This window comes from Peterkaempfera griseoplana, from assembly GCF_001418575.1.
Taxonomy (GTDB): Bacteria; Actinomycetota; Actinomycetes; order Streptomycetales; family Streptomycetaceae; genus Peterkaempfera; species Peterkaempfera griseoplana.
Window position 1 is genome coordinate 1 of the sequence record NZ_LIQR01000573.1, and the last position, 3141, is coordinate 3141.

Here is a 3141-nt window from a genome sequence, read left to right on the forward strand (position 1 = left end):
CCCTGGAGCCGCCATGAACCGAGCCCCCCGCCAGGCCCCCCGCGTCGGCCTCACCCGGGCCGCCGCCGACCTGCTGCGCACCCTGCAGAGCGAGCACGGCCCGCTGATGTTCCACCAGTCCGGCGGCTGCTGCGACGGCTCCGCCCCGATGTGCTACCCCGCAGGGGAGTTCCTCACCGGCGACAGCGACATCCACCTCGGGGACCTGGAGGCGGACGGCATCGACCCGGTCCCCTTCTGGATGGCCCGAGACCAGTACGCCTACTGGCGGCACACCCATCTCACCGTCGACACGGTCCCCGGCCGCGGCTCCGGATTCTCCTTGGAGGCCCCCACCGGCCTGCGCTTCCTGATCCGCTCGCGGCTGCTCACCGACGAGGAGCTGGCGTCGCTCGGCCTGCTCTGACACCCCGGCCTGCCACAATGCACCCGAGGCACAGCGACCAAGGGTGGTTTCCCATCGTGACGACCATGTCTGTTGAGCAGAGGATCGCCGAGGAGCTCGGTGTACGGGAAGGGCAGGTGACCGCAGCCGTCGGACTGCTGGACGGCGGCGCCACCGTCCCCTTCATCGCCCGCTACCGCAAGGAAGCCACCGGCATGCTCGACGATGCGCAGCTGCGCACCCTCGAGGAGCGGCTGCGCTATCTGCGGGAGCTGGAGGAGCGCCGCGCCGCGATCCTGGAGTCCGTCGGCTCCCAGGGCAAACTGGACGACGCGCTGCGGGCGCAGATCATGGCCGCCGACTCCAAGGCCCGCTTGGAGGACATCTACCTCCCGTACAAGCCCAAGCGGCGCACCAAGGCGCAGATCGCCCGCGAGGCCGGCCTGGAGCCGCTGGCCGAACTGCTGCTCGGCGACCCCGGGCAGGATCCGCAGACCGCCGCCGCGGCCTACGTCGACCCGGAGCGGGACGTCGCCGACGCCGCCGCGGCGCTGGAGGGCGCCCGGGCGATCCTGGTGGAGCGGTTCGCCGAGGACGCCGACCTGATCGGCGAACTGCGGGAGCGGATGTGGAGCCGCGGCCGGCTGGTGGCCAGGGTGAGGGAGGGCAAGGAGCAGGACGGCGCCAAGTTCGCCGACTACTTCGACTTCGCCGAGCCCTTCACCAAGCTGCCCTCGCACCGCATCCTGGCGATGTTCCGCGGGGAGAAGGAGGAGATCCTCGACCTCGTCCTGGAGCCCGAGGAGGAGCCCGCCGCGGGCCAGACCGGGCCCAGCGGCTACGAACAGCGCATCGCTCAGCGGTTCGGCGTGGCCGAGCGTGGGCGCCCCGCCGACCGCTGGCTGCAGGACACCGTCCGCTGGGCGTGGCGTACCCGCATCCTGGTGCGCCTCGGCATCGACCAGCGCACCCGGCTGCGGCAGGAGGCGGAGGACGAGGCCGTCCGGGTCTTCGCCGCCAACCTGCGTGACCTGCTGCTGGCCGCACCGGCGGGCACCCGCGCCACCATGGGCCTGGACCCGGGCTTCCGCACCGGGGTGAAGGTCGCCGTGGTCGACGCCACCGGCAAGGTGGTCGCCACCGACACCATCCACCCCCATGAGCCGCAGCGCCGCTGGGACGAGTCCGTCGCCACCCTGGCCCGGCTCGCCCGCGCCCACAAGGTCGACCTGGTCGCCATCGGCAACGGCACCGCCTCCAGGGAGACGGACAAGCTCGCCGCCGACCTGATCCGGCTCCACCCCGACCTGGGCCTGACCAAGGTGATGGTCTCCGAGGCCGGCGCCTCGGTGTACTCCGCCTCCGCGTACGCCTCCCAGGAGCTCCCGGAGCTCAATGTGTCGCTGCGGGGCGCGGTCTCCATCGCCCGCCGCCTCCAGGACCCGCTGGCCGAGCTGGTGAAGATCGACCCCAAGTCCATCGGGGTGGGCCAGTACCAGCACGACCTCTCCGAGGTGAAGCTCTCCCGCTCCCTGGACGCCGTGGTCGAGGACTGTGTCAACGCCGTGGGCGTCGACGTCAACACCGCCTCCGCGCCGCTGCTCACCCGGGTGTCGGGGATCAGCGCGGGCCTGGCCGAGAACATCGTGCTGCACCGCGACGCCAACGGCCCCTTCCGGAACCGCAAGGGGCTCAAGGACGTGGCCAGGCTCGGCCCCAAGGCCTTCGAGCAGTGCGCGGGCTTTCTGCGGATCCCCGGCGGGGACGACCCGCTGGACGCCTCCAGCGTCCACCCCGAGGCCTACCCCGTGGTGCGCCGGATCCTGGGCTCCACCGGCGGTGATCTCAAGGCGCTGATCGGCAACGGGTCGGTGCTGCGCTCGCTGAAGCCCGCCGAGTTCGCCGACGACACCTTCGGTGTGCCGACCGTCACCGACATCCTCCGGGAGCTGGAGAAGCCCGGCCGGGACCCGCGTCCGGCCTTCCGCACCGCCACCTTCAAGGAGGGCGTCGACAAGCTCTCCGACCTGCTCCCCGGGATGCTGCTGGAGGGCGTGGTCACCAATGTCGCGGCCTTCGGCGCCTTTGTCGACGTCGGCGTCCACCAGGACGGGCTGGTCCATGTCTCCGCCATGTCCAGGAACTTCGTCAAGGACCCGCGCGACGTGGTGAAGCCCGGCGACGTGGTCCGGGTCAAGGTGCTCGACGTGGACGTCCCGCGCAAGCGCATCTCGCTCACCCTGCGGCTGGAGGACGAGGCGGCGCCCCAGCAGCAGGGCGGCGGCGGTCGCGGGGCGGCCCGCGACGAGGGCCGCCGGGGCCCCCGGCCGCCGCGTCAGCAGCGTGGCGGCTCCGCCGGAGCGCCCCCGTCGGGCGGCGGCGCCATGGCGGACGCCCTGCGCCGCGCCGGGCTCGCCGGTCCCGAGCGCCGGGGCCGCTGACGCCCCCACCGTGGCCTGCCCGTGGCGCACTCGCGCATACGGGCAGGTCACGGTTGTCTGTCCCGATCTTTCCAGAAGCCTCACAAGCATCATCTGTTTTCTCCGCTGCGGAAACGTTTAGGCTCCGTGGACACGCCAATGACCGCGGACCTCCGGCAATCCCGGCGGTGCAAGACCTACGGAAAAGACGGATGGACTACTGCTCGTCATGCCGGCGGCACGTCAACGGGGCCTACAGCTGCCCGGGGTGCGGCAGCACCGAGCTCGCCCCCACCGCCCCCCGGCTGCTCACGCCGTGAGCAGCCGGGGGGCGGT

Annotated in this window: 2 protein-coding genes; both read left to right on the forward strand. The window is 72.3% G+C overall.

What is annotated here, in order from left to right; all coding sequences use genetic code 11:
• Window positions 1-13 precede the first annotated feature (13 nt).
• Window positions 14-406: a DUF779 domain-containing protein gene (locus AOK09_RS33135; protein ID WP_055590924.1), complete on the forward strand. Its 393-nt coding sequence runs from the start codon at window positions 14-16 to the stop codon at window positions 404-406.
• A 65-nt stretch (window positions 407-471) separates the two neighbouring features.
• The gene (locus AOK09_RS33140; protein ID WP_055590925.1) at window positions 472-2826 is read left to right on the forward strand and encodes a Tex family protein; all 2355 of its coding nucleotides are present in this window, start codon (window positions 472-474) and stop codon (window positions 2824-2826) included.
• The last annotated feature ends 315 nt before the right edge of the window (window positions 2827-3141 follow it).

What these genes read in the sequence shown, in the direction of transcription:
- AOK09_RS33135 (WP_055590924.1), top strand. Translation starts at nt 14, where the DNA reads ATGAACCGAGCCCCCCGCCAGGCCCCCCGCGTCGGCCTCACCCGGGCC.
- AOK09_RS33140 (WP_055590925.1), top strand. Translation starts at nt 472, where the DNA reads ATGTCTGTTGAGCAGAGGATCGCCGAGGAGCTCGGTGTACGGGAAGGG.